Below are 20,851 nucleotides of genomic sequence, written 5' to 3' on the forward strand. Positions count from 1 at the left end.
CCCGGCACAGCCCCGTCGCCACCCGAGGAGTAGCCATGTCGCCCACCCGAACCCTGACGCCGTACCCGCTGCGCCCCGCCGCTGCCGCGCCGGTGCCCGCCGAGAGCCGCCGCGTGCTGCTCACCACCGGGTCCTCCGACGCGCACACCTGGAACCTCGTGTACCTGCAGCTGCTGCTGGAGGAGAACGGCCACTCGGTGCTCAACCTGGGTCCGTGCGTGCCCGAGCAGCTGCTCGTCGACACCGCGCAGCTGACCCGCCCGGACCTGGTGGTGTTCAGCTCCGTCAACGGCCACGGCCACCTGGACGGCCTGCGGGCGGCCCGGGCGCTGCGCGCCGAGCGCAGCACCGGCGACATCCCGCTGGTGATCGGCGGTCTGCTGGGCATCTCGCCGGAGGGCGCCGAGCAGCGCACCGCCGAGCTCCTGGCGGCCGGTTTCGACCAGGTGCACAGCGACGGCACCAAGCCCGACGTGCTGCTGTCGTACCTGGCCCAGCTGCCCGCCACCTGTACCGAGCGGGCCGCCGCGTGACCCGCTCACCCGCCTTTTCACCGGACCTCGGCGCCTACGTCCGCGCCGCCGCCGGCGCCGGCGAGCTCGTCGTCCAGCCCCGCATGGGCATGGCCGTCCCCAGCGAGATGGCGGCCGGCCTGACCGCGGTGGCCGGGCTCTCGGAGCGCACCGTCGGCACCATCACCCTCGACAGCTACACCCGGGTCGGCGACCACAGCGCCGCCGTCGCGGCCGTGCGGGCCGGCAAGCCGCTGAACGGCTTCCCGCTGGTCGGGCACGGCCCCCGGATCACCGCCAAGGTCGCCGCCGCTGCCGGCCGGCACACGCCGGTGCAGGTGCGGCACGGCTCCGCCGACCCGCGGGCGATCTTCCGCACGATGGCCGCCGCGGGCCTGGGCACCAGTGAGGGCGGCCCGGTCTCGTACTGCCTGCCGTACGGGCGCACACCGCTCGCCGAGTCGGTCGCCGCCTGGCGGGAGGCCACCCGCTTCCTCGCCGAGGAGAGCCGCGCCAACGGGATCCGTGCGCACCTGGAGTCCTTCGGCGGCTGTCTGCTCGGGCAGCTCTGCCCGCCGTCGCTGCTGGTCGCGATGTCGGTGCTGGAGTGCCTGTTCTTCGCCCAGAACGGCATGACCAGCGTCTCGCTCAGCTACGCGCAGCAGACCAGCCCGCAGCAGGACGTCGAGGCGCTCGCCGCCCTCCGCCTGCTCGCCGAGGAGCTGCTGCCGCCGACCGTCGACCGGCACGTCGTCCTCTACACGTACATGGGCGTCTTCCCGCGGAGCGTGGCCGGGGCGGGCCTGCTGCTCAAGCGCAGCGCCGACCTCGCCGTCCGCGGCGGTGCGGAGCGCCTCATCGTCAAGACCGAGACCGAGGCGCACCGGATCCCGACGGTGGCCGAGAACCTGACCGCGCTGCGGGCCGCCGCCGCGCAGGCCCGGCGCACCCGCCGTGAGCTGGCCGACGCCCCGCGCGAGGGCTCCGGCGAGGCCGGCGAGGTGCTGCTGGAGGCGCGGGCGCTGATCACCGCGGTGCTGTCGCTCTCCGACGACGTCGGCACCGCGCTGCTGCGGGCCTTCCACCGCGGCGTCCTGGACATCCCGTACTGCCTGCACCCGGACAACCGGGGTGCGGCCCGCGGCACGATCGGCGACGACGGGCGGCTGCGCTGGTCGGAGGTCGGCGCGATGCCGCTGCTGGCCACCGTCGGCCGGTCCGGGGCGATGACCTCGAACCGGCTGTCGCTGATGCTGCGCCGGGTCGCCGAGCAGCACGACCGGGAGGCTGCCCGCGAGGCGCCGGAACCGGTGGCCGCGCCGGCCGCGCCCGAGCCGCTGCGGATCGGGCTGATCGGCGGCGGGCCGCGCGGCCTGTCGATCCTGGAGCGGCTGGTCGCCCGGTGCGCCGAGCGGCCGCCGGCCCGGCCGGTGGAGGTCACCGCGGTGGACCCGTACTGCATCGGGGCCGGCCGGATCTGGCGGCCGGAGCAGTCGCCGTGGTTCCTGATGAACACCCCGGCGCGCGAGGTCACGATGTTCTCGGGGCCGTCCGACGGCGGCCCGGCGAGACCGGGCGCCGGCCCGACGCTCGCCGAGTGGTGGGCCGTCGCCGATCCGGAGAACGCCGACCCGGAGGGCTACGCGCCGCGCGTCGTCTACGGCCGGTACCTGCGGTTCGTGCTGGGCCTGGTGCTGGACGCCCGGGTGCCGGGGCTGACGATCCGTCCGGTGAAGGCCAGGGCGCTGACCACCGACCGCGGCCCGGCCGGGGGCGGCACGGGCGAGCCGGTGCACCGGGTCCGGCTGGACCGCGGGGACGTGATCACCGTGGACCGGCTGGTGCTGGCCTCCGGCCACCCCACCAACGAGCTGGACGAGCAGCAGCGCGAGTGGCTGAACTTCGCCGAGGAGCACCCGCCGCTGCGGTACGTGGTCGGTGACTCGGCCGCCGAGATGCCGCTGGACGCCGTACCGCCGGGCGCCACCGTCGGTGTCCTGGGCATGGGACTGACCTTCTACGACGTGGTCTCGGCGCTGACGCTGGGCCGCGGCGGCCGGTTCCTGCCCGCGGAGGGCGGCGGCCTGCGCTACCTGCCGAGCGGGCGGGAGCCGAGGATCGTGCCGGCCTCCCGCAGCGGTATTCCGCTGCTGACCCGCGGTCGGAACCAGAAGACCGCCGAGTTCCGGTACCGGGCACGGCTGTTCACCCCGGAGCGGATGGCCGCGCTGCGGGCCTCCGGGCCGCTGGACTTCCAGTCCCAGGTGCTGCCGTGGCTGCTCGCGGAGATGAACGTCGTGCTGCTCGGTACCCGGCTGCGGCACGCCGTCGGGCCGGACGCCGAGCGGGAGTTCGGCGAGGCGGCGGCGGCCGTCCACCGGGAGGAGCCGCCGAGCCCGGCCGCGCTGGCCGTGCTGGCGGAGGGCTTCGGGCCGGCCGGCGAGCCGCTGGACGCGCTGTGGCGCCTGGCCCGGCCGTTCGCCGGACGCCGGTTCGCCTCCCCCGCGGAGTACCGGCAGGAGCTGGCCGACTGGCTGCGCCAGGACCTCGCGGACGCCGTCCTGGGCAACTACGAGGGCCCGGTGAAGGCCGCGAGCGACGTGCTGCGGGACGTCCGGGCGACCATCCGCTCGGTGGTGGACTTCGGCGGGCTGACCCCGGACTCGCACCGCCGCTTCCTGGCGGACTTCAACCCGGTCGCGGCGGTGATCTCCACCGGTCCGCCGGCGCAGCGCTCGGAGCAGTTCCTGGCGCTGCTGGCGGCGGGCGTGCTGGAGCCGGTCGGTCCGGCGGCCCGCTTCCGGGCCGACCGCGACCTGGGCTGCTTCACCGTCGAGTCCGGCCAGGTGGAGGACTCCCGGGTGCGGCTGGACGCGCTGGTCGACGCCCGGGTGCCGAGCACCGACCTGCGCTCGGACCGCGACCCGCTGATCCGCGGCCTGCTCGCCGACGGGGTGATCCGCACCTTCGTCAACTCCTGGGCGGGCGGCGCGTTCGACACCGGCGGCCTGGCCACCACCGACACCCCCTTCCACCCGGTGCGGGCGGACGGCGGGATCGAGCGGACGATGTTCGTCCTCGGCATCCCGAGCGAGCACACCCGCTGGTTCACCCAGGTCGGCAGCGGCCGGCCGGGCCCGTGGGGCGCCTTCACCCGGGACGCCGACGCGATCGCCGAGGCTCTGCTGGCGGAGGCGGCGCCGCAGGCCCGGCAGACCGCTGCCGAGCCCGCCGGGACGCTGGCCGGGCGGGCCGCCCGGTGAGCGGGCGCCCCGCGGCGTGGTGGACGCACCGCCGGACGGCCGCGCACGAGGAGTACCGGGCCGCCCGCGACCTGCTGCTGGCGCTGCGCGGCGACCGGGCGGCGGCCTGCGCCGCCTTCCGGCCGCCGCGCGCGGCGGAGTTCAACTGGGCGCTGGAGTGGTTCGACGTGGTGGCCGCGGACAATCCGCTGCCGGCGCTGCGACTGCTCTCCCCGCCGGACGCCGAGGGCCGCACGTCCGTGGCCGAGGAGCTGTCCTTCGCCGAGCTGTCGGCCCGCTCGGACACCCTGGCGGCGGCGCTGGCCGGCCTCGGGGTGCGCCGGGGCGACCGCGTCCTGCTGCTGCTCGGCACCCGCGCCGAGCTGTGGGAGAGCCTGCTCGGCTGTCTGAAGCTGGGCGCGGTGGTGGTGCCCTCGTACCAGGACGTGACCCGGGAGGAGGCCGCGGACCGGATCGGGCGCGGCCGGATCCGGCACGTGCTCTGCTCCGCGGAGGCGGCAGCGCTGCTGGACGGCCTGCCGGTGCCGGGGCTGCGGATCGCGCTCACCGACCGCCCGGCGGACGGCTGGACGCGCTACCCGGACACCCGCTCCGCACCGGTGCCGTTCCTGCCGGACGGGCCGACGCGCTCCGCCGATCCGGCGTTCTGCTACTTCACCTCGGGCACCACCTCGCTGCCGAAGCTGGTCGAGCACACCCACGCCAGCTATCCGGTCGGGCACCTGTCGAGCCTGTACTGGAACGGGCTGCGGCCGGGCGACCGGCACCTCAACCTGTCCGCCCCGGGCTGGGCGAAGCACTCCTGGAGCAGCTTCTTCGTCCCGTGGACGGCCGAGGCCGTGGTGCTGGCGCCGCCGGACGGCGGCCTGCCGCCCGAGGTGCTGCCCGGGGTGCTGGCCGACCACGGCGCGGACAGCTTCTGCGCCCCGCCGAGCGCCTGGCGGGCGATGCTGCCGCACCTGCACCGCACCCGCTCGGCCGTGCGGCTGCGCGAGGCCACCGCGGCGGGCGAGCAGCTGACCGCGGAGGTGTCGGCGGCGGTGGCCGCGGCCTGGCAGGTGCAGGTGCGGGACGGCTACGGGCAGACCGAGGCCACCGCACTGATCGGCCGCACCCCGGACGACCCGGCGCCGATCTCGCCGCTGGGGCACCCGTTGCCCGGCTGGACGGTGGTGCTGCGCGACCCGGCGACCGGTGCCCTGGGCGAGGCGGGCGAGGTCTGCCTCGACCTCGCCGAGCGCCCGGCCGGTCTGATGGCCGGCTACGCGGACGACCCGGAGCGCACCGCCGCCGCGCTGGCCGACGGCCTGTACCGGACGGGCGACGTCGGCGAGCGCTGCGCGGACGGCTCGATCCGGCTGCTCGGCCGGCTGGACGAGGTGTTCAAGTCGTTCGGGCACCGGGTGTCGCCGGTGGAGATCGAGGCGGTGCTGCGCGGGCACCCGGAGGTCGCGGACGCGGCCGTGGTGCCGCGCCCCGATCCGGCCGGCGGACTGGTGCCGTACGCGGTGGTGACGACCCGTCACGAGCCGCCGCACGGTGCGGGGGCGGCCCGGCTGCGCGGCGAGCTGCTGGCGCGGGCGGCGGAGCGGCTGGCGCCGGTGTTCGTGCCGCGCGGGCTGGAGTTCGCGGCCGAGCTGCCGAGGACCCGGTCGGGCAAGGTGCGCCGCGCGGAGCTGGCCGCGCGGTTCGCGGACGGCTGACCGGGATGTCCCGGTCGGCCGTCCGCGGCTTCCGGCCGCCGGCGCGCGGTGCGCCCGGCGGCCGGCCCGGTTCAGCAGTCGGGCAACGGCAGGTGCTCCTCGCGTTCGGCGGTGGCGAGCAGCGCCTCGGCGACGGCCCGGGCGCGCGGTGCGGCGTCGGTGGTGCGTTCGCGGAGCGCGGCGACGATCGCGCCGTCGCCCAGCAGGGCGAGCTGTCCGGCCAGGGTGCGGTGGCCGCGGTACCCGGCGGCGGCGAGCAGGCCGTCGAGGTACTCGATGACCTTCTCCTTGTGCTCGGCGGCGACCCGGTGCGCGGGGCTGGCCGGGTCGGCCTCCTCGACCATGGTGTTGATGAACGCGCAGCCGCGGAAGTCGGCCGCGGCGAAGCGTTCGGCGAGTCCGTCGAAGAGTGCGAGCGCGAGGTCGTCGGTGCCGCGCGGGCTGGCTTCGACGGTGTCGGTCAGCCAGCTCCGCCAGGCGGCGTCGCGGCGCCGGAGCACCTCGACGACCAGGTCGTCCTTGCTCGGGAAGTGCCGGTAGAAGGACGCGCGGCCGACGCCGGACTCGCTCAGGATCCGCTCGACCCCGACCGCGCGGATGCCCTCCTCGTAGAACAGCCGCTCAGCGGCGGTGAGGAGTCGTTCTCTCGCATTGCTCGGCATCCGCAAACGGTACCACTCGGTTCTGATTTTCCGATGGACGTTGACGAAAGTCGGTACCGATCGGTACCGTCCTAGCTGTTTGGTACCGATCGGTTCCATCTCCGCCGCAACCGAGGAGACGCCATGTCCCGTCTGCCCCTGCTCACCACCGAGACCGCCAACGAGGAGCAGCGCGAGCTGCTGGAGAGCACGCTCAAGCAGCTCGGCAAGGTCCCGAACCTGTACGCGGCGCTCGCCAACGGCCCGGCAGCCCTGCGCGGCTACCTGGCGATGCGCGAGGCCCTGGTCGGCGGCACCTTCAGCACCAAGCAGCGCGAGCAGCTCGCCCTGTTCATCGCCCAGCGCAACAGCTGCACCTACTGCGTCTCCGCGCACACCATGCGCGGCGGCAAGGTCGGCCTGAGCCAGGAGCAGCTGCTCGACACCCGCCGCGGCACCGACACCGACCCGCACATGGACCAGGTGCTCAAGCTGACCGGCGAGGTCATGGCGAGCGGCGGCCGGGTCTCCGACACCGTGCTGGCCGAGGCCCGCGCGGCCGGCGTCACCGACGCGGAGATCGCCGAGATCGTCGGCCACGTCGCGCTGAACGTGCTGTCCAACTTCTTCAACCACGTCGCCGAGCCGGAGCTCGACTTCCCGCTGGTCGACGCCCACGACCTGGCCTGACGGCCGCGGCGGTCGCGGGGCGCCGGAGCCAGCACTCCGGCGCCCCCGCCGCCCGCCGGCGGCCGCCTCCACCACCACACCGGCACCACACGGGCGGCATGCGGGAGCAGCAGCAGTGGACATCGACGTCAAGACCCTGAGAACGTTCTGCGAGGTCATCAGAACCGGCTCGTTCACCAGCGCCGCCCACCGGCTGGGCTACTCCCAGTCGAGCGTGACGGCCCAGATGCGCGCCCTGGAGCGGCAGGTCGGCGCTCCGGTCTTCCACCGGCTGCCCAACGGGGTGCGGCTCACCCCGGCGGGCTCCACCCTCCGCGGATACGCCGGCCAACTGCTCACCCTGGTGGGCGAGATGGAGGAGGCCCTGCGCGGCCCCTCGGCCACCGCGCCGCGGCTGCGGGTCGGCCTGGTGCCGGCCCTGGCGTACGGCGAACAACTCGCCAGGATCGCCCAGTTCGGCCGCCGCCTGCTGCCCGACGTGCAGCTCGCGCTGCGGGTGATGGGCACCGCGGAGATCCACGCGGCCCTGCGGGCCGGCGGCCTGGACGGCGCGATCCTGCTGACCGGGCGCGAGCACCGCCCGGCGCCGGCCGCGCCCGTTCCGGTCCTCAGCGGGGCCCCGGGCCGGGCGGCCGACCGGGCCCGCACCGCGGTGCTCGCCGAGCGCGCCTCGGCCGTCCGCGAGCGGCCCGAGGCGCCGACCGAGATCCCCGTCCAGGACCTGGAGTTCACCCCCAGCACCAGCGCCGGGGCGCGCCCGCCGCTCGCCTGCCACCAGGTCGTGGTCGCCGACCCGGACTGCCCCTCGCAGCGCTGGCTGCCGGAGTTCCTCCGGCTGCGCGGCGGCGAGCCGCCGGAGAGCCTCGAACTCGGCTCGATGGACGGGGTGCACGCCACCGTGACGGCCGGGCTCGGCTGCGCGATGCTGCCCACCGGCCTGGCCGCCCAGCCGTACGGCGCGGGTCTGGCGCCGATCCCCGGCGTGCCGCGGATGCAGTGGACGGTCTCCCTGCTGGCCTCCCGCACCAAGGAGTTCCGCGAGGGCCACCGCCAGGGGCTGGCTGACGCGATCCGGCTGGCGCTGACCTGCCCGGCCTGATCGGACCGGAGCCGTGCGGGCCGCGGCGCGCGGCCCGGCGGCCGGTCAGCCCTGGGGCGACAGGTCGTAGCCGTGCACCGGGACGGCCGACCAGGATCCGCCGGGCCGGGCCAGTCCCAGCTCCCGCATCCGCTCCGAGAAGCGGTTCATCGACGCCTCCGAGTCCCACAGGTCGATGATCCGCATGCCGTCCCCCGTCACGGCCGCCACGTGCGCCAGGCAGCCGGCGAAGATGCCGTCCTCCCGGCCGAGCCGCGCGTGGATCGCTTCGTACTCCTCGGTGGTCGCCCCGGGCAGGTCGACCTGTACGAGAACCGCCATCTCCGGTCCTCCTCGGTTCGCTGCCGCCGCGCCGGTTGCGGCGTGCTCCGACCTCCAATCTCCGCCCGCCCGCCGGGTGCCGCAAGCAGGGCCGTCCGGCCCTGTCGGCGGGCGCGGGCGGCCGGGGAGAATGCGGTGGCCCCTCCACGGCGGACGGGCCGGGGAAGGAGAGGTGCCATGCTCGACGGCACGGTACGGACGGGTGCCGGGGGTCCGGTACGGGTCTTCCTGCTCGACGACCACGAAGTGGTGCGCCGGGGTGTGCAGGACCTCTTCGACTCCGACCCCGGGCTGACCGTCGTGGGGGAGGCCGCCACCGCCGAGCAGGCGCTCGCCCGCGTCCCGGCGCTGCGCCCGGACGTGGCCGTCCTCGACGTCCGCCTGCCGGACGGCGACGGCGTCACCGTCTGCCGGGAGCTGCGCTCCCGGATGCCGGAGCTGGCCTGCCTGATGCTGACCAGCTTCGACGACGAGGAGGCACTGCTCGACGCCATCATGGCCGGCGCCTCGGGGTACGTGCTGAAGCAGATCTCCGGCACCGACCTGGTCTCCGCCGTGCGCACGGTGGCCGCCGGGCAGTCGCTGCTCGACCCGGGCGCGACCGGCCGGCTGATGGCCCGGCTGCGCCGCCGGGCGGACGCCCCGCAGCCGTCCCCGCTGCCGGCGCTCACCGAACGCGAGACGCAGATCCTCCAGCTGGTCGGCGAGGGGCTGACCAACCGGCAGATCGGCGAGCGGCTCTACCTGGCCGAGAAGACCGTCAAGAACCACGTCTCGCGGCTGCTGGCCAAGCTGGGCGTGGAACGTCGGGTGCAGGCCGCCGTCCTGGCCACCCAGGTGGCCGCCGACCGCCGCTGACCTTCCCCCCGCCCCTATGGGTTCGCATGCGCAGCATTGGGTCGGACGGCGGAGCCGAACGTCACCGCGCCGGGGACGGTGGGCCCGGGGCCGCGGGGTCCAACGGCCCTGGGACGCCGGCCCGGCCGCGGCGGAGCATGGAGCGCCGCCGGCCGGAGCGCACCCGGATGCCCCTGCACCCGCTTGCCACAGCTCCGAACCGCCGTGCGGCGGTCAAGGGTTCGGCGAGCGAGCGAAGGAGAGCGTCCGGTGGCTGCCATCGAGGCGACGGAGGGGACGGCCGGCGGGCCCGCCCGCGGGCGGCAGCGCCCGGGGGCCCGGCTGGTGCGGTGGCTGACGACCACCGACCACAAGGCGATCGGCACGCTGTACCTGTGGTCCGCGTTCGGCTTCTTCCTGATCGGCGGCGTGCTCGCCCTGGTCATGCGGGCCGAACTGGCGAGGCCCGGGACGCAGTTGCTCTCCAACGAGCAGTTCAACCAGGCGTTCACCATGCACGGCTCGATCATGCTGCTGCTGTTCGCGATGCCGCTGTTCACCGGCTTCGCCAACTGGATCATGCCGCTGCAGATCGGCGCCCCGGACGTCGCCTTCCCCCGGCTCAACATGCTGTCGTACTGGCTGTTCATGTTCGGCTCGCTGATGGCCGCGGCCGGTTTCGCCACCCCGCAGGGCGCCGCCGACTTCGGCTGGTTCCTCTACGCGCCGCTCTCCGACGCGGTGCACTCCCCCGGCGTCGGCGCCGACATGTGGATCATGGGTGTCACGCTGTCCGGCTTCGGCAGCATCCTCGGCGCGGTCAACTTCATCACCACCATCATCTGCATGCGCGCCCCCGGCATGACGATGTTCCGGATGTCGATCTTCTGCTGGAACGTGCTGCTCACCGCCGTCCTGGTGCTGATCGTCTTCCCGGTGCTCGCGGCGGCCCTGCTCGCCCTGGAGTGCGACCGCAAGTTCGGCTCGCACGTCTTCGACCCGGCCGGCGGCGGCGCCATGCTGTGGCAGCACCTGTTCTGGTTCTTCGGGCACCCCGAGGTCTACATCCTGGCGCTGCCGTTCTTCGGCATCGTCTCGGAGGTCGTCCCGGTCTTCAGCCGCAAGCCGATGTTCGGCTACTCCGGCCTGATCGCGGCCACCATCGCGATCGCCGGTCTGTCCGTGACGGTGTGGGCGCACCACATGTACGTCACCGGCCAGGTGCTGCTGCCGTTCTTCTCCTTCATGACCTTCCTGATCGCGGTGCCGACCGGGGTGAAGTTCTTCAACTGGGTCGGCACCATGTGGAAGGGCTCGCTCAGCTTCGAGACCCCGATGCTGTGGACGACCGGCTTCCTGGTCACCTTCCTGTTCGGCGGCCTCACCGGTGTGCTGCTGGCCGCCCCGCCGATCGACTTCCACGTCTCCGACTCGTACTTCGTCGTCGCGCACTTCCACTACACGCTGTTCGGCACGGTGGTGTACGCGATGTTCGCCGGATTCCACTTCTGGTGGCCGAAGATGACCGGCAAGATGCTCGACGAGCGGCTCGGGAAGATCACCTTCTGGACGCTGACGGCGGGCTTCCACAGCACCTTCCTCGTCCAGCACTGGCTCGGCGCGGAGGGCATGCCCCGCCGCTACGCCGACTACCTGGCCTCGGACGGCTTCACCACGCTGAACACCGTCTCCACCGTGGGCTCGTTCCTGCTCGGCCTGTCGATCCTGCCGTTCCTCTACAACGTCTGGAAGACCGCCAAGTACGGCGAGAAGGTCACCGAGGACGACCCGTGGGGCTGGGGCCGCTCGCTGGAGTGGGCGACCTCCTGCCCGCCGCCGCGGCACAACTTCACCGCACTGCCCCGGATCCGCTCCGAATCCCCGGCGTTCGACCTGCACCACCCCGACATCGCCGCCCGCGACCACCTGGAGCACCACGGCAGGCCGGCCGAGCACCTCGCCGGTGTCGCCCCGGCGGCCTACGACGCACCGGTCGGCCGGCGCCACCGCCAGGGCGACTGACCCGAAGTCCCCGTCCCCGCCCCGTCCTCCCCCGTCGGGGCGGGGGCGGTCCCACCACCGTCCCCCGTACGAGCAAGGAGCAGCCGTGAGCCACATCGTCCCGGCCATCGGCGCGGCCGCCCTCGCGGCGGCCGGCAACGTCTGGTGGCTGCCCGCCCTGGCCGACCTGCGGGCCGGCGACGACCGCCCGCGCTCCGCCCGCCCGGCCGCGCTCGGCTGCCTGACCTGGTGGCTCGGCACCGCGCTCACCGCCGTGCTCTGGTTCACCCCGGCACCCGGACTCCTCGGGCTCGCCGTGCTCGCTCCGGCCGCGGTCGCGGGCGGTGCCCTGTGGTTCGCCGGGTGCATCCGGCGGGAGGCCGAACTGCGCGAGGCGGAGCGGACCTGGGCGGCCGTCGCACCGGTGGCCGTCCCCCGGCAGGCCCGGAAGGGCGGGCCCCGGACCGGCCGGACGAGCCCGTGACCGGGTCGTTCGGCCCTTTCGGAGGGCAGGGGCGCGGAGTTGGGTAAGGACAGGGGTGCGTCCAGTCGTCCGACACCAGTGGCAGGAGGAGCGGTCCACATGACCGAGGCGATCACTGTTCAGGCCTTCGACGGCGTCCCGCGCGAGGTCCTCGACGAGGCCCGCGGCCGGATCGCGGCCGCCGCGGACTGCGCCAACGCGCTCGTCGAGTCGCTGCGGGTCCGGCTGACCCCCGCCGGGCTGGCGCAGGTCAACGCCGAGGTCGACGGCCGGCGGATCCGGGTGCAGGAGACCGCGCGCGGCCTCGGCGAGGCGTTGGACCGGCTGGCCGAGGGCCTGCGCCGCCGGATCACCGCCGTCACCGGCACCTGGACGCCGCGGGCCTGGCCGCAGCCGTCCCGGTCGCCGCTGCCGCCGATCCCGGCCGCGGCCGGCCCGCAGGTCATCGCCCGCGTCAAGTCGCCGTCGCTGGTGTGGTGTTCGCCGGACGCCGCGGCCCGCACCCTGGACGCGATGGACTACCGGATCCACCTGTTCACCGACCCGGCCACCGAGACCGACGCCGTCGTCTACCGGGTCGGCCCGACCGGCTACCGGCTGGCCAGGACGATCGCCGCCGCCCCGCCGCGCGGCTGCACGGCCCCGCTGACCGTCAGCCCGCACGGCGCGCCCACGCTCGACGACCGGCAGGCCGTGGAGCGGCTGGCCGGCGCCGAGCTGCCCTTCCTGTTCTACGCCCACCCCGGCGACGGCCGCGGCCGGGTGCTCTACCGGCGGTTCGACGGCCGGCTCGGCCTGATCACCGGCTCCTCCTGAGCCCTCGCCGGACGGCTCACCGCGTGCCGATCACGACGGTGGCGTCCAGCTCCCCGCAAACGGCGGTCCGGGCGGTCAGCCCGGCCGCCGTGCAGGCCGCCAGGGTGGTGGGGGCCTGCCGCTCGCTGGTCTCCACCAGCAGGTGCCCGCCGGGCGCGAGCCACCGCGGCGCGTCCGCGATCACCCGCCGCTGCACGTCCAGGCCGTCCGCGCCGCCGTCCAGGGCGACCCGCGGCTCGTGCTCGCGGGCCTCCGCGGGCAGCAGCCCGATCGCCGTGGTCGGCACGTACGGCGCGTTGGCGAGCAGCACGTCGACCCGGCCGAGCAGGTCGGCCGGCAGCGGCTCGTAGAGGTCGCCGAGGTGGACGGTGCCGCCGACCGCGGCGGCGTTGCGGCGGGCACAGCGGACGGCCGCCGGGTCGACGTCCGCGGCGTGCAGTTCGACCCCGGGGCCGACGGCGGCGGCGAGCGCCACCCCCAGGGCTCCGACGCCGCAGCACAGGTCGAGCACCACCGCGGAGGGGCCGGCCAGCAGCGCCGCCTGCCGGACGAGGAACTCGGTGCGCCGCCGCGGGACGAACAGCCCCGGGTCGACGGCGATCCGCAGGCCGCAGAACTCCGCCCAGCCGAGCACGTGCTCCAGCGGCCGGCCGGCGGCCCGGGCGGCCACCATCGTGTCGAGTTCGGCCGCCGAGCGGGCGGTGGCGAGGATCAGCTCCGCCTCGTCCTCGGCGAAGACGCAGCCGGCGGCGCGCAGCCGCACCACCACGGGCGGGAATCCGGGGAGCGAGCGGAGGAGGTCGGAAGAACCGGTACTGCGGGAGGAATGAGAGGACAACGGGAGCCTTTCGGGAACCGCCGAGGGGCGCTCCCGCGACCGCTACCGCGGTCGTGCCGTCCGGCCGTACGAGGAGAGCACCCAGCCTGCACCTGCGTCGATGGGTCCCACCTCCTCGATCCGTCCCTTGCTGGAGTGCCGCCACCCTACCCGAGGCGGGCCGTTCGCGACCGTCCTTCCGTGCGTCCGGCCGGGTCCTGTCGCCGTGTCAGGGGCGTCCGTCGACGGCCCCGCCACCGAAGCGGGCCGTCCAAGCGGCCAGTTGCTCGTCGGTGACCTTGGCGAAGAGGACGGGCGGGACGGTGAAGCCGGTGCCCGCGGGCAGCAGGTCGAGGGAGCGGGCCTCGTCGGGGCCGATCCAGCGCCGGGTCCGGGCGGCTGAGCCCCCCGGCGCGGCGAAGCAGTCCCGTACCGTCCGGCAGGCGGCCGGCACGAACGGCTCGGAGACGACCGCGCAGAGGTGGATCACGTTCATCGCGGTGCGCAGGGTGAGCGCGGCGCCCTCCGGGTCGGTCCTCACCTGCTGCCAGGGCGCCTCGGCGTCGAGGTAGGAGTTGCCCGCGCTCCACAGCGTGCGCAGGGCGCGGACGGCCTTGCGGAACTCCAGCGCGTCGAGTGCGGACTCGTACCCGGCGAGCAGTTCCGCAGCCCGCTCGCCGAGCCGCCGCTCGGCCTCCCCCGGGGTGCCGCCTGCCGGGACGGTGTCGCCGAACCGCCGGTGGGAGAAGGAGAGCACCCGGTTGACCAGGTTGCCGAAGGTGTCCGCGAGGTCCTTGTTGACCACGGCCCCGAAGAGCTCCCAGGTGAAGCTGGAGTCGTCCGACTCGGGGGCGTGCGCCATCAGGAACCACCGCCAGTGGTCGGCCGGCAGCAGCTCCAGCGCGGCGTCGGTGAAGACGCCGAGCCTCCGGCTGGTGGAGAACTTCCCGCCGTAGTACGTCAGCCAGTTGAAGGCCTTGACCCGGTCGACCTTCTTCCACGGGCGGCGCGAGCCGAGCAGCGTGGCGGGGAACATCACGGTGTGGAAGGGGACGTTGTCCTTCGCCATGAACTGCGTGTAGCGGACGGTGTCGTCGGCCTCGTACCACCAGGACGTCCAGTCCCGGACCTCGCCGGGCGGGGCGGCGTCGGCCCACTCCTCGGTGGCGCCGATGTACTCGATCGGCGCGTCGAACCAGACGTAGAAGACCTTGCCCTCGGCGGCCAGGGCCGGCCAGGTGTCGGCCGGCACCGGCACTCCCCACTCCAGGTCACGGGTGATCGACCGGTCCTGGAGGCCCTCGGCCAGCCACTTGCGGGCGATCGACGAGGCGAGCACCGGCCAGGAGTCGGCGCGGTCGTCGATCCAGCGCTCGACCTCGCCGGTCAGCGCGGACTGGAGCAGGAAGAGGTGCCTCGTCGTACGGACCTCCAGGTCGGCGCTGCCGCTGATCGCCGACCGCGGCCGCAGCAGGTCCGTCGGGTCGAGCACCCGGGTGCAGTTCTCGCACTGGTCGCCGCGGGCCCGCTCGTACCCGCAGTGCGGGCAGGTGCCGACGATGTACCGGTCCGGCAGGAAGCGTCCGTCCGCAACGGAGTACACCTGGCGGACGGCCCGCTCCTCGACGAAGCCGTTGGCGTGCAGCTGCCGGGCGATCTCCTGGGTGATCCCGCGGTTCTGCGGCGAGGAGCTGCGGCCGAAGTGGTCGAAGGAGAGGCCGAACCCCTCGTAGACCTCCTTCTGCCGCTCGTGGGCCCGCGCGCAGAACTCCGCGACCGGCAGGCCCGCCTCCTGGGCCGCCAGCTCGGCCGGGGTGCCGTGCTCGTCGGTGGCGCAGATGTACAGCACCTCGTGCCCGCGCTGGCGCAGGTACCGGGCGCAGACGTCCGCCGGGAGCATCGACCCGGCCATGTTGCCCAGGTGCTTGATCCCGTTGATGTACGGAAGCGCGCTGGTGATCAACTGCCGAGTCATCCCGGGCTGCTCCCGTCGGGGTGCGGATGCCGGTGCGGTCGCTCCTCCGGCTCACCGTACGCGGCACGGGCACCCGGTGCACGGCGCCGTCCCGGCGCTGCGGGCGCGGCTGCCCTAGGGTCGGGGAGGACCGCCGTCCGACCGCCGAGAGACAGGCCCGCCGTGCCGACCGCGCCCGTGATCCGCATCGACGTCCCCGGCTCCTTCCCGTGGGGCGTCTTCCACGAACGGCACCCCGAGCTCGTCCGGCAGGTGCTGGCGGCGCGGCCGTACGGGCCGGCCGAACGGGCGGCGGTCGAAGCGCTGCTCGCCGAGAGCACCGACGGCCTGCTGGAGCCGCCCGGCCCCTGGCTCCACGACCGCGAGGCGTGGCTCGCCCGGGGCGTGGGGCTCTGGGGCCGGCCGTGGAGCGAGGCGCCCTTCCTGTGGGCGGAGAGCTGGTTCCACCGACGGCTGCTCGACGCCACCGGGTACTTCCGGCCCGGACCCTGGCACGGCATCGACCCCTACGCGCCCTTCAAGGACGCCGAACTGGCCGGCGAGGCCGTGGACGGCGAACTCGCCGCCCTCGACGCGCTCGCCGACCTGCCCGAGGAGGAACGCACCCGGGCCCTGCTCTCCTCCGCCCTCTGGGGCAACCGCGCCGACCTCGGCTTCCGGATGGCCGCCGGGACGGAGGGCGCGGCCGTCCCCGCCCCGGTCGCCGACGACAGCGAACCGCTGCTGGCCGCACTGGCCCGGGCCCGGGGCGGCACGGTCTGCCTGATCGCCGACAACGCCGCCCGGGAGCTGCTGCCCGACCTCGTCCTGATCGACCACCTGCTGGCCGCGGACGCGGCCACCCGGGTCGTGCTGCACGTGAAGCCGCAGCCGTACTTCGTCTCCGACGCCACCATGGCGGACGTCCTCGCCGCGGTCGACCGCCTCCGTGCGGCGGACGGGGCCGCGGCCCGGGCGGTCGGCGAGCGCCTCTGGCGGGCCGTGGAGCGCGGCACCCTGCGGGTGGCGGCCCACCCGTTCTCCTGCGCGCCGCTGCCCTACCGGGACATGCCGGCCGACCTGCGCGCCGAACTCTCCGTCGCCGCCCTGACCGTCCTCAAGGGCGATCTCAACTACCGCCGTCTGGTGGGCGACCGCCACTGGCCGCCGACCACGCCCTTCGCCGATGTGGCGGGTCACTTCCCCTCCCCCGTCGCCGCCCTGCGCACCCTCAAGTCCGACGTGGTGACGGGCCTGTCGCAGGCCACCGTCACCCGTCTCGACACCACCGACCCCGCCTGGCGCACCGCAGGCACCCACGCCCTCGTCCAGCTCCACCCCCGCGTCTGACGCCTGTCGTCCGACGTCCGTCGTCGCAGGCGCCCGGATGGTCACCCCAGGGGCGCGAGGGGCGTCACCGTCGAGGCATCGCCCCAGCCGGTCGCGGCTGCCGCACCGCTCGCGCTCCGCATGGCGGCACGGACCAGGGCCGCGCCCCGCCGGGTGGCCGCCTCACCGGTGCCGACCGCGACCGTTCTGGTGCCGAGACCGGCGCAGGCGCGGCAGATCCCGGGCCGCGGCACCGGGTCGTGGCACCTGTCGCACTCCGCGTACCGGGCGACCGCGGGCGGCCGGGCCTCCGGCACCGGGGGCATCTTGCGGGTGAGGCGGTGCCGCAGCACGCCGAACGCCGAGTGGATCGTGGCGGGCAGGCACTGGAGCAGCGCCTGGGCGAGGTCGGCGGGGCTGCTGCCCCGTTCCAGCCAGCCGGCGACCAGCGGCGCCAGCCGCAGGGCCTCGGCCCGGCCGAGGCGGAGCCGGGGCTCCGGCCGGATCACCCGGAACAGCACCGACACGGCCTCGTCCGTGCGGTCGTCCGACCGCACGACGGCCCGCCTGCGGGTCGTCGGCCCGGGCTCCGCGAGTACGGGCTCGGCCTCTGTCGGCGAAGGCCCGGACTCCGTCGGTGCAGGCTCGGCCTCGACCGGACCCTCCTCCACCGGTTCCGGTTCCAACGGCGGGACAGGGAGGGTGGGTTCTTTGTCCAGGTTCTTTAAAGGAGCGCCAGGTCCACCCCTGCCCCGCCGACCGGACCCCGGAACATCGGCAGCCGGTGCGACCTGCTGCGGCGTGTCGTAGACGTGGACGGTGCTGTACCACCTGCCGTCGGCACCCTGGCACTTGACGACCCAGTAGTAGCCCGCCGCGGTCAGCTCGCGAAGCGCCTTGGCGACGGCGATCCGGCCCTCCACGCAGTTGTCGGCCATGCTCCGGCCGTCCTCGCGCCAGCCGTCCTTCCGCGAGAGGAGGTCGCCAAGCAGCCCTCGTGCGGCGTAACTCAGCCGCCGGTCCTGCAGGGTGACATTCGGCAATACCGTGAAGTTCACTGCCGGTTCGGTACGATGGATGTGCATGGGGAGTGTTCGCTCCTGGTGCCGTGCCCCGGGGTGTTGCCGCACCGCCGGGGTCATCTGTGCCGGTTCGCACGGAACCCAACACACGCACCGTCACGAGATCGACACGGTCCGTGTCGCTCGCATGCGAGCACCATTCGATCAACTCCAGCGCCCCGGTGCTCAGTACCCGGGCCCGCGCCGCCCTACCGACGGAAGCGCGACCGCAACTGCTTGTAGATCTCGAAACAGGCGGCCGCCGCCAGGAGACCCCCGAGCAGAACCCAGAGCACGGAGCCGCCGTGGCGCCACCGGGACAGACCGTCGTCCAGCAGGGCCACGGACACGACCAACTGGCAGTACGGCATGGCTTGTCCAGCGGACCGCCGTCCCGGAACGGGTTCTCCACGCGCCCTCCTCGCCTCGGGGCCCGCGCTGCATCCCTCGCGGACGAGGCGCCCGACACCGGATCCGTTGCTGACTTCGCGCCACCTCCCGCGTCACCCCGGGGCGCAGGGGCCGGGCGGGCGGGTCTAGTCTTTCGATCATGGCCCTGCGACCTGACGAGTTCTACGAGCACGCACGTGCCGCCACCGACGGTGACCAGCGCCTTCCGCTGGCACGGATGACCGGCTGGGACATCAGCCCGTTCGAGCAGGACGGGCTCCGGGTCGCGCCGCTGCGCCCGCCCGTCCTGCCCGAGCCGCCGCGGCACGGCGAGGACCCGGCGGACTGCGACATGTGCCGCGACCGGAACGAGGGCATCTGGCTCGACGACCACTGGCGGCTGGCCCGGATCCCGGGCGTCGGCGTGCCACTGGTCCTGATGCTGTACCCCCGCGACCACCACGACATGGCGGACCTGCCCGACGGACTGGCCGCCGAACTCGGGGTGCTCACCACGCACGTCGTCCGCCACGTGCAGGCCTTGCCGCACGTCTCCCGCGCCCACGTGTACCGGATCGGGGACGGCGCCGCCCACCTGCACATCTGGTTCTTCGCCCGGCCCGCGGGGCAGGCCCAGCTCTACGGGTCGTGGCTGCCGGTCTGGGACGACCTGCTGCCGGAGTACCCGGCCGAGGCGGCCGACGCGGACGCGGCGGCCGTCGCCGACGCCCTGCTCGCCTCGTACGGAGGCCGCCGCCCGACCGTCGACCGCGCGACCCGCGACTGAGCCGCCCACCCGGCGACGCGGGGCCGGAGCGGGTCACGGGAGTGCGGCAGAAGGTCATGGAGGCCCTCCTGCCGGCCGGCCGGTGCACCGCGAGCCAGGTGGCGCGCAGCATGGGGATCGACCGCCGCACCCTGCACCGGCGCCTGGAGCAGTCCGGCCGGACCTTCACCTCGCTCCTCAACGCCACCCGGGTCGACCTCGCACCGAGGTTCGTCGCCGACACCCGGCGCCCGCTCGCGGAGATCGCCCCGCTCCTCGGCTTCACCACCGCAAGGGCGTCCTCCCGCTGGTTCCGCATCCAGTTCGGCGTCAGTCCGAGCCAGTGGTGCAGCGAGCAGTAGCCCTGCCCGGGGAGACGTCGTGACGGAGCCTCATCGGACGCCCGGCCGTGCCCCGGACCGCCGCCCGTCGACGTGGTCCCGCAGTTCGACGACCGTGGTCACCACGCCGAGGAGCAGGGTCACCGCCGCCAGCGGCCGCCACCAAGCGTGACCGGCGAAGACCTCGGCGCTCAAGCCGGCGAGGCAGATCACCCTCCAGAGCACGTTCCGGCACGCGCGTATCCGGGCCTTCATCCCTCCCCCTCCCGGTGGCCGTCGGCCGAACCGTACCGTGCGGGCCAGGACCGGGTGCGCGGCCCCGGAGAACCCCGGACACAGCAGAAACCCCAGGTCAGCGACCTGGGGTTTCCGGTTGGAGCGGGCGACGAGAATCGAACTCGCGCTCTAAGCTTGGGAAGCTCATGTTCTACCATTAAACTACGCCCGCATCTGACGGCCCGTCACGGGTCGCCCGATCAAGCACCACTGTACCCCATCCGCGGAGCGGCACGGGGCATGGCGTGAACGCGCCGCCGGCCCGGTGCGAGGGGGTCTCCGAGGGGCGTACTGTGTGGGCCGTTCCGGCCGCGCGGGACGGCGAGCCGCCGCGGGTGACGTCCGGAACATCCCCTAATGTGACGCTGGCGTCCGCGGCGCAGTCCTTCGCCCGGGCCCGCCGCACGGACCGGACGGACCGGACGGACCGGGCGGGCCGTGCCGGGGGCGCGAGGCGGACGGGGACCACGGGGAAGTATGGGAAGGGGATCGATGGAGCAGCGCACCGTCGTTCGTTGTGCCGAGGGGCACCTGTTCAGCACGGCCACGTTCCCGATGCAGAATCTCGGCACCGCCCGGCTCGGCCCGGGCAGACTCATCCGCTGTCCGCAGTGCGGACGCCTGCGGAGTTCGGTGCCGGCCGACGTGAGCGAGCTGTCCGGGGCGCAACTGGCACGCGCGATGCGGCTGGAGGCCGTGGAGTTCCTCACCTGACGGTGTTCGGGCACGGCCGCGGGCCCCGGACGACAGGTACCTGATTCGTCCGGGGCCCCGCGTTGCCTTTAACCTCGACTGCGTGCTGCTCTCTGACAAGGACATCCGGACCGAAATCGACAAGGGCCGGGTCGTGATCGACCCGTTCGACCCCAAGATGGTCCAGCCCTCCAGCATCGACGTCCGGCTGGACCGCTTCTTCCGGGTGTTCGAGAACCACCGCTACCCGCACATCGATCCCTCCGAGGAGCAGCCGGACCTGACCCGGCTGGTCGAGCCGGAGGGCGACGAGGCGTTCATCCTGCACCCGGGCGAGTTCGTGCTGGCCTCGACGTTCGAGGTGATCACGCTGCCGGACGACGTCGCCTCGCGGCTGGAGGGCAAGTCCAGCCTGGGCCGCCTCGGCCTGCTGACGCACTCCACGGCCGGCTTCATCGACCCCGGTTTCAGCGGCCACGTCACGCTGGAGCTGTCGAACGTCGCCACCCTGCCGATCAAGCTGTACCCGGGGATGAAGATCGGCCAGCTGTGCCTGTTCCGGCTGTCCTCGCCGGCCGAGCACCCCTACGGCTCGGAGCGGTACGGCTCGCGCTACCAGGGCCAGCGCGGCCCGACGCCGTCCCGCTCGTACCTGAACTTCCACCGCACCGAGGTCTGATCCCCGGGTCCGGCACCGCCCTCCTCCGCCCCTGCCGGGGCCGCGGAGGAGGGGCCGAGGAGCGCAACGGCAGTGGGGGGCCCCCGGGGGGGGGGGGGGGCCCCCCCCCCGGCGCCGGGGCCCCCGGGGGGGGGGGGTGATTGTTGATGGGCCCCCCGGCAACCACAATGTTCTTTTG

The 20,851-nt window shown here is 74.5% G+C and carries 20 protein-coding genes and 1 tRNA gene; 14 read left to right on the forward strand and 7 right to left on the reverse strand.

Translation table 11 applies throughout. The features are described 5' to 3' along the window. Positions 1–35: 35 nt before the first annotated feature. From AB0442_RS30340 to AB0442_RS30350, 3 genes are read left to right on the forward strand one after another with little or no spacing between them, the layout of a single operon-like run. Positions 36–533 carry a cobalamin-dependent protein gene (locus AB0442_RS30340; protein ID WP_366166838.1) on the forward strand — a complete coding sequence of 166 codons (498 nt, stop codon included), beginning with the start codon at positions 36–38 and terminating at the stop codon, positions 531–533. Further along, complete coding sequence (locus AB0442_RS30345; RefSeq protein ID WP_366166839.1) at positions 530–3,775, forward strand: FAD/NAD(P)-binding protein; 3,246 nt, start codon at positions 530–532, stop codon at positions 3,773–3,775. Before AB0442_RS30340 ends, AB0442_RS30345 begins: the two co-directional genes overlap by 4 nt. After that, complete coding sequence (locus AB0442_RS30350; RefSeq protein WP_366166840.1) at positions 3,772–5,478, forward strand: AMP-binding protein; 1,707 nt, start codon at positions 3,772–3,774, stop codon at positions 5,476–5,478. Before AB0442_RS30345 ends, AB0442_RS30350 begins: the two co-directional genes overlap by 4 nt. 71 nt (positions 5,479–5,549) lie before the next feature. On the opposite strand, the gene AB0442_RS30355 is transcribed toward AB0442_RS30350, so the two are convergent. Beyond that, a complete protein-coding gene (locus AB0442_RS30355; RefSeq protein ID WP_344624568.1) occupies positions 5,550–6,140 on the reverse strand; it encodes a helix-turn-helix domain-containing protein in 591 nt (196 codons plus the stop codon). Between the two features lie 123 nt (positions 6,141–6,263). On the opposite strand from AB0442_RS30355, the gene AB0442_RS30360 reads away from it, so the two are divergent. Both AB0442_RS30360 and AB0442_RS30365 read left to right on the forward strand, forming a co-directional pair. Beyond that, entirely contained in the window at positions 6,264–6,809 is a 546-nt protein-coding gene (locus AB0442_RS30360; protein ID WP_030273068.1) for a carboxymuconolactone decarboxylase family protein, read from the forward strand. Positions 6,810–6,924: 115 nt separating this feature from the next. Continuing rightward, positions 6,925–7,908, forward strand: a complete 984-nt coding sequence (locus tag AB0442_RS30365; protein WP_366166841.1) for a LysR family transcriptional regulator — start codon at positions 6,925–6,927, stop codon at positions 7,906–7,908. Positions 7,909–7,953: 45 nt separating this feature from the next. On the opposite strand, the gene AB0442_RS30370 is transcribed toward AB0442_RS30365, so the two are convergent. Beyond that, positions 7,954–8,229, reverse strand: a complete 276-nt coding sequence (locus AB0442_RS30370) for a hypothetical protein (protein WP_363549489.1) — start codon at positions 8,227–8,229, stop codon at positions 7,954–7,956. Between the two features lie 177 nt (positions 8,230–8,406). On the opposite strand from AB0442_RS30370, the gene AB0442_RS30375 reads away from it, so the two are divergent. The 4 genes from AB0442_RS30375 (at position 8,407) to AB0442_RS30390 (ending at position 12,367) form a co-directional block, all read left to right on the forward strand. Further along, the gene (locus AB0442_RS30375; protein WP_366166842.1) at positions 8,407–9,087 is read left to right on the forward strand and encodes a response regulator transcription factor; all 681 of its coding nucleotides are present in this window, start codon (positions 8,407–8,409) and stop codon (positions 9,085–9,087) included. A 324-nt stretch (positions 9,088–9,411) separates the two neighbouring features. After that, complete coding sequence (gene ctaD, locus AB0442_RS30380) at positions 9,412–11,088, forward strand: cytochrome c oxidase subunit I (RefSeq protein WP_366166853.1); 1,677 nt, start codon at positions 9,412–9,414, stop codon at positions 11,086–11,088. 85 nt (positions 11,089–11,173) lie between these two features. Then, the gene (locus AB0442_RS30385) at positions 11,174–11,551 is read left to right on the forward strand and encodes a hypothetical protein (protein ID WP_366166843.1); all 378 of its coding nucleotides are present in this window, start codon (positions 11,174–11,176) and stop codon (positions 11,549–11,551) included. A gap of 99 nt (positions 11,552–11,650) precedes the next feature. Further along, positions 11,651–12,367 carry a sigma 54 modulation/S30EA ribosomal C-terminal domain-containing protein gene (locus tag AB0442_RS30390; RefSeq protein ID WP_366166844.1) on the forward strand — a complete coding sequence of 239 codons (717 nt, stop codon included), beginning with the start codon at positions 11,651–11,653 and terminating at the stop codon, positions 12,365–12,367. 16 nt (positions 12,368–12,383) lie between these two features. Here the strand turns inward: AB0442_RS30390 and AB0442_RS30395 are convergent, their stop codons facing one another. Then, positions 12,384–13,136, reverse strand: coding sequence for a putative protein N(5)-glutamine methyltransferase (locus AB0442_RS30395; protein WP_366166845.1), 753 nt, complete (start codon positions 13,134–13,136; stop codon positions 12,384–12,386). A gap of 277 nt (positions 13,137–13,413) precedes the next feature. Then, on the reverse strand, positions 13,414–15,159 hold the full coding sequence (gene metG, locus AB0442_RS30400; RefSeq protein WP_366166846.1) for a methionine--tRNA ligase: 1,746 nt from the start codon (positions 15,157–15,159) through the stop codon (positions 13,414–13,416). Between the two features lie 162 nt (positions 15,160–15,321). On the opposite strand from metG, the gene AB0442_RS30405 reads away from it, so the two are divergent. Continuing rightward, positions 15,322–16,488, forward strand: coding sequence for a damage-control phosphatase ARMT1 family protein (locus AB0442_RS30405; protein WP_366166847.1), 1,167 nt, complete (start codon positions 15,322–15,324; stop codon positions 16,486–16,488). A gap of 41 nt (positions 16,489–16,529) precedes the next feature. Here the strand turns inward: AB0442_RS30405 and AB0442_RS30410 are convergent, their stop codons facing one another. Then, complete coding sequence (locus AB0442_RS30410) at positions 16,530–17,510, reverse strand: hypothetical protein (RefSeq protein WP_366166848.1); 981 nt, start codon at positions 17,508–17,510, stop codon at positions 16,530–16,532. A 568-nt stretch (positions 17,511–18,078) separates the two neighbouring features. On the opposite strand from AB0442_RS30410, the gene AB0442_RS30415 reads away from it, so the two are divergent. Together AB0442_RS30415 and AB0442_RS30420 are read left to right on the forward strand one after the other, a co-directional pair. Then, entirely contained in the window at positions 18,079–18,705 is a 627-nt protein-coding gene (locus tag AB0442_RS30415; RefSeq protein WP_366166849.1) for a hypothetical protein, read from the forward strand. 110 nt (positions 18,706–18,815) lie between these two features. Beyond that, positions 18,816–19,046, forward strand: a complete 231-nt coding sequence (locus tag AB0442_RS30420; RefSeq protein WP_366166850.1) for a helix-turn-helix domain-containing protein — start codon at positions 18,816–18,818, stop codon at positions 19,044–19,046. A gap of 30 nt (positions 19,047–19,076) precedes the next feature. On the opposite strand, the gene AB0442_RS30425 is transcribed toward AB0442_RS30420, so the two are convergent. Both AB0442_RS30425 and AB0442_RS30430 read right to left on the reverse strand, forming a co-directional pair. Then, positions 19,077–19,220 carry a hypothetical protein gene (locus AB0442_RS30425; protein WP_366166851.1) on the reverse strand — a complete coding sequence of 48 codons (144 nt, stop codon included), beginning with the start codon at positions 19,218–19,220 and terminating at the stop codon, positions 19,077–19,079. Positions 19,221–19,399: 179 nt separating this feature from the next. Next, a tRNA-Gly gene (locus AB0442_RS30430) sits at positions 19,400–19,473 on the reverse strand. Between the two features lie 320 nt (positions 19,474–19,793). On the opposite strand from AB0442_RS30430, the gene AB0442_RS30435 reads away from it, so the two are divergent. Further along, a complete protein-coding gene (locus AB0442_RS30435) occupies positions 19,794–20,015 on the forward strand; it encodes a hypothetical protein (protein ID WP_366166852.1) in 222 nt (73 codons plus the stop codon). An 82-nt stretch (positions 20,016–20,097) separates the two neighbouring features. Next, positions 20,098–20,673: a dCTP deaminase gene (gene dcd, locus AB0442_RS30440; protein WP_344624586.1), complete on the forward strand. Its 576-nt coding sequence runs from the start codon at positions 20,098–20,100 to the stop codon at positions 20,671–20,673. Positions 20,674–20,851 lie beyond the last annotated feature (178 nt).

Origin of the sequence: Kitasatospora sp. NPDC085895 (assembly GCF_040702125.1) — a bacterium.
GTDB lineage: Bacteria > Actinomycetota > Actinomycetes > Streptomycetales > Streptomycetaceae > Kitasatospora > Kitasatospora arboriphila.

Excerpts from the sequence above, each read along its gene's own strand:
- AB0442_RS30340 (WP_366166838.1), top strand. The coding sequence starts at position 36 with ATGTCGCCCACCCGAACCCTGACGCCGTACCCGCTGCGCCCCGCCGCT.
- AB0442_RS30355 (WP_344624568.1), bottom strand. The coding sequence starts at position 6,140 with ATGCCGAGCAATGCGAGAGAACGACTCCTCACCGCCGCTGAGCGGCTG.
- AB0442_RS30360 (WP_030273068.1), top strand. The coding sequence starts at position 6,264 with ATGTCCCGTCTGCCCCTGCTCACCACCGAGACCGCCAACGAGGAGCAG.
- AB0442_RS30370 (WP_363549489.1), bottom strand. The coding sequence starts at position 8,229 with ATGGCGGTTCTCGTACAGGTCGACCTGCCCGGGGCGACCACCGAGGAG.
- AB0442_RS30375 (WP_366166842.1), top strand. The coding sequence starts at position 8,407 with ATGCTCGACGGCACGGTACGGACGGGTGCCGGGGGTCCGGTACGGGTC.
- AB0442_RS30390 (WP_366166844.1), top strand. The coding sequence starts at position 11,651 with ATGACCGAGGCGATCACTGTTCAGGCCTTCGACGGCGTCCCGCGCGAG.
- metG (WP_366166846.1), bottom strand. The coding sequence starts at position 15,159 with ATGACTCGGCAGTTGATCACCAGCGCGCTTCCGTACATCAACGGGATC.
- AB0442_RS30415 (WP_366166849.1), top strand. The coding sequence starts at position 18,079 with ATGGCCCTGCGACCTGACGAGTTCTACGAGCACGCACGTGCCGCCACC.
- AB0442_RS30420 (WP_366166850.1), top strand. The coding sequence starts at position 18,816 with ATGGGGATCGACCGCCGCACCCTGCACCGGCGCCTGGAGCAGTCCGGC.
- AB0442_RS30435 (WP_366166852.1), top strand. The coding sequence starts at position 19,794 with ATGGAGCAGCGCACCGTCGTTCGTTGTGCCGAGGGGCACCTGTTCAGC.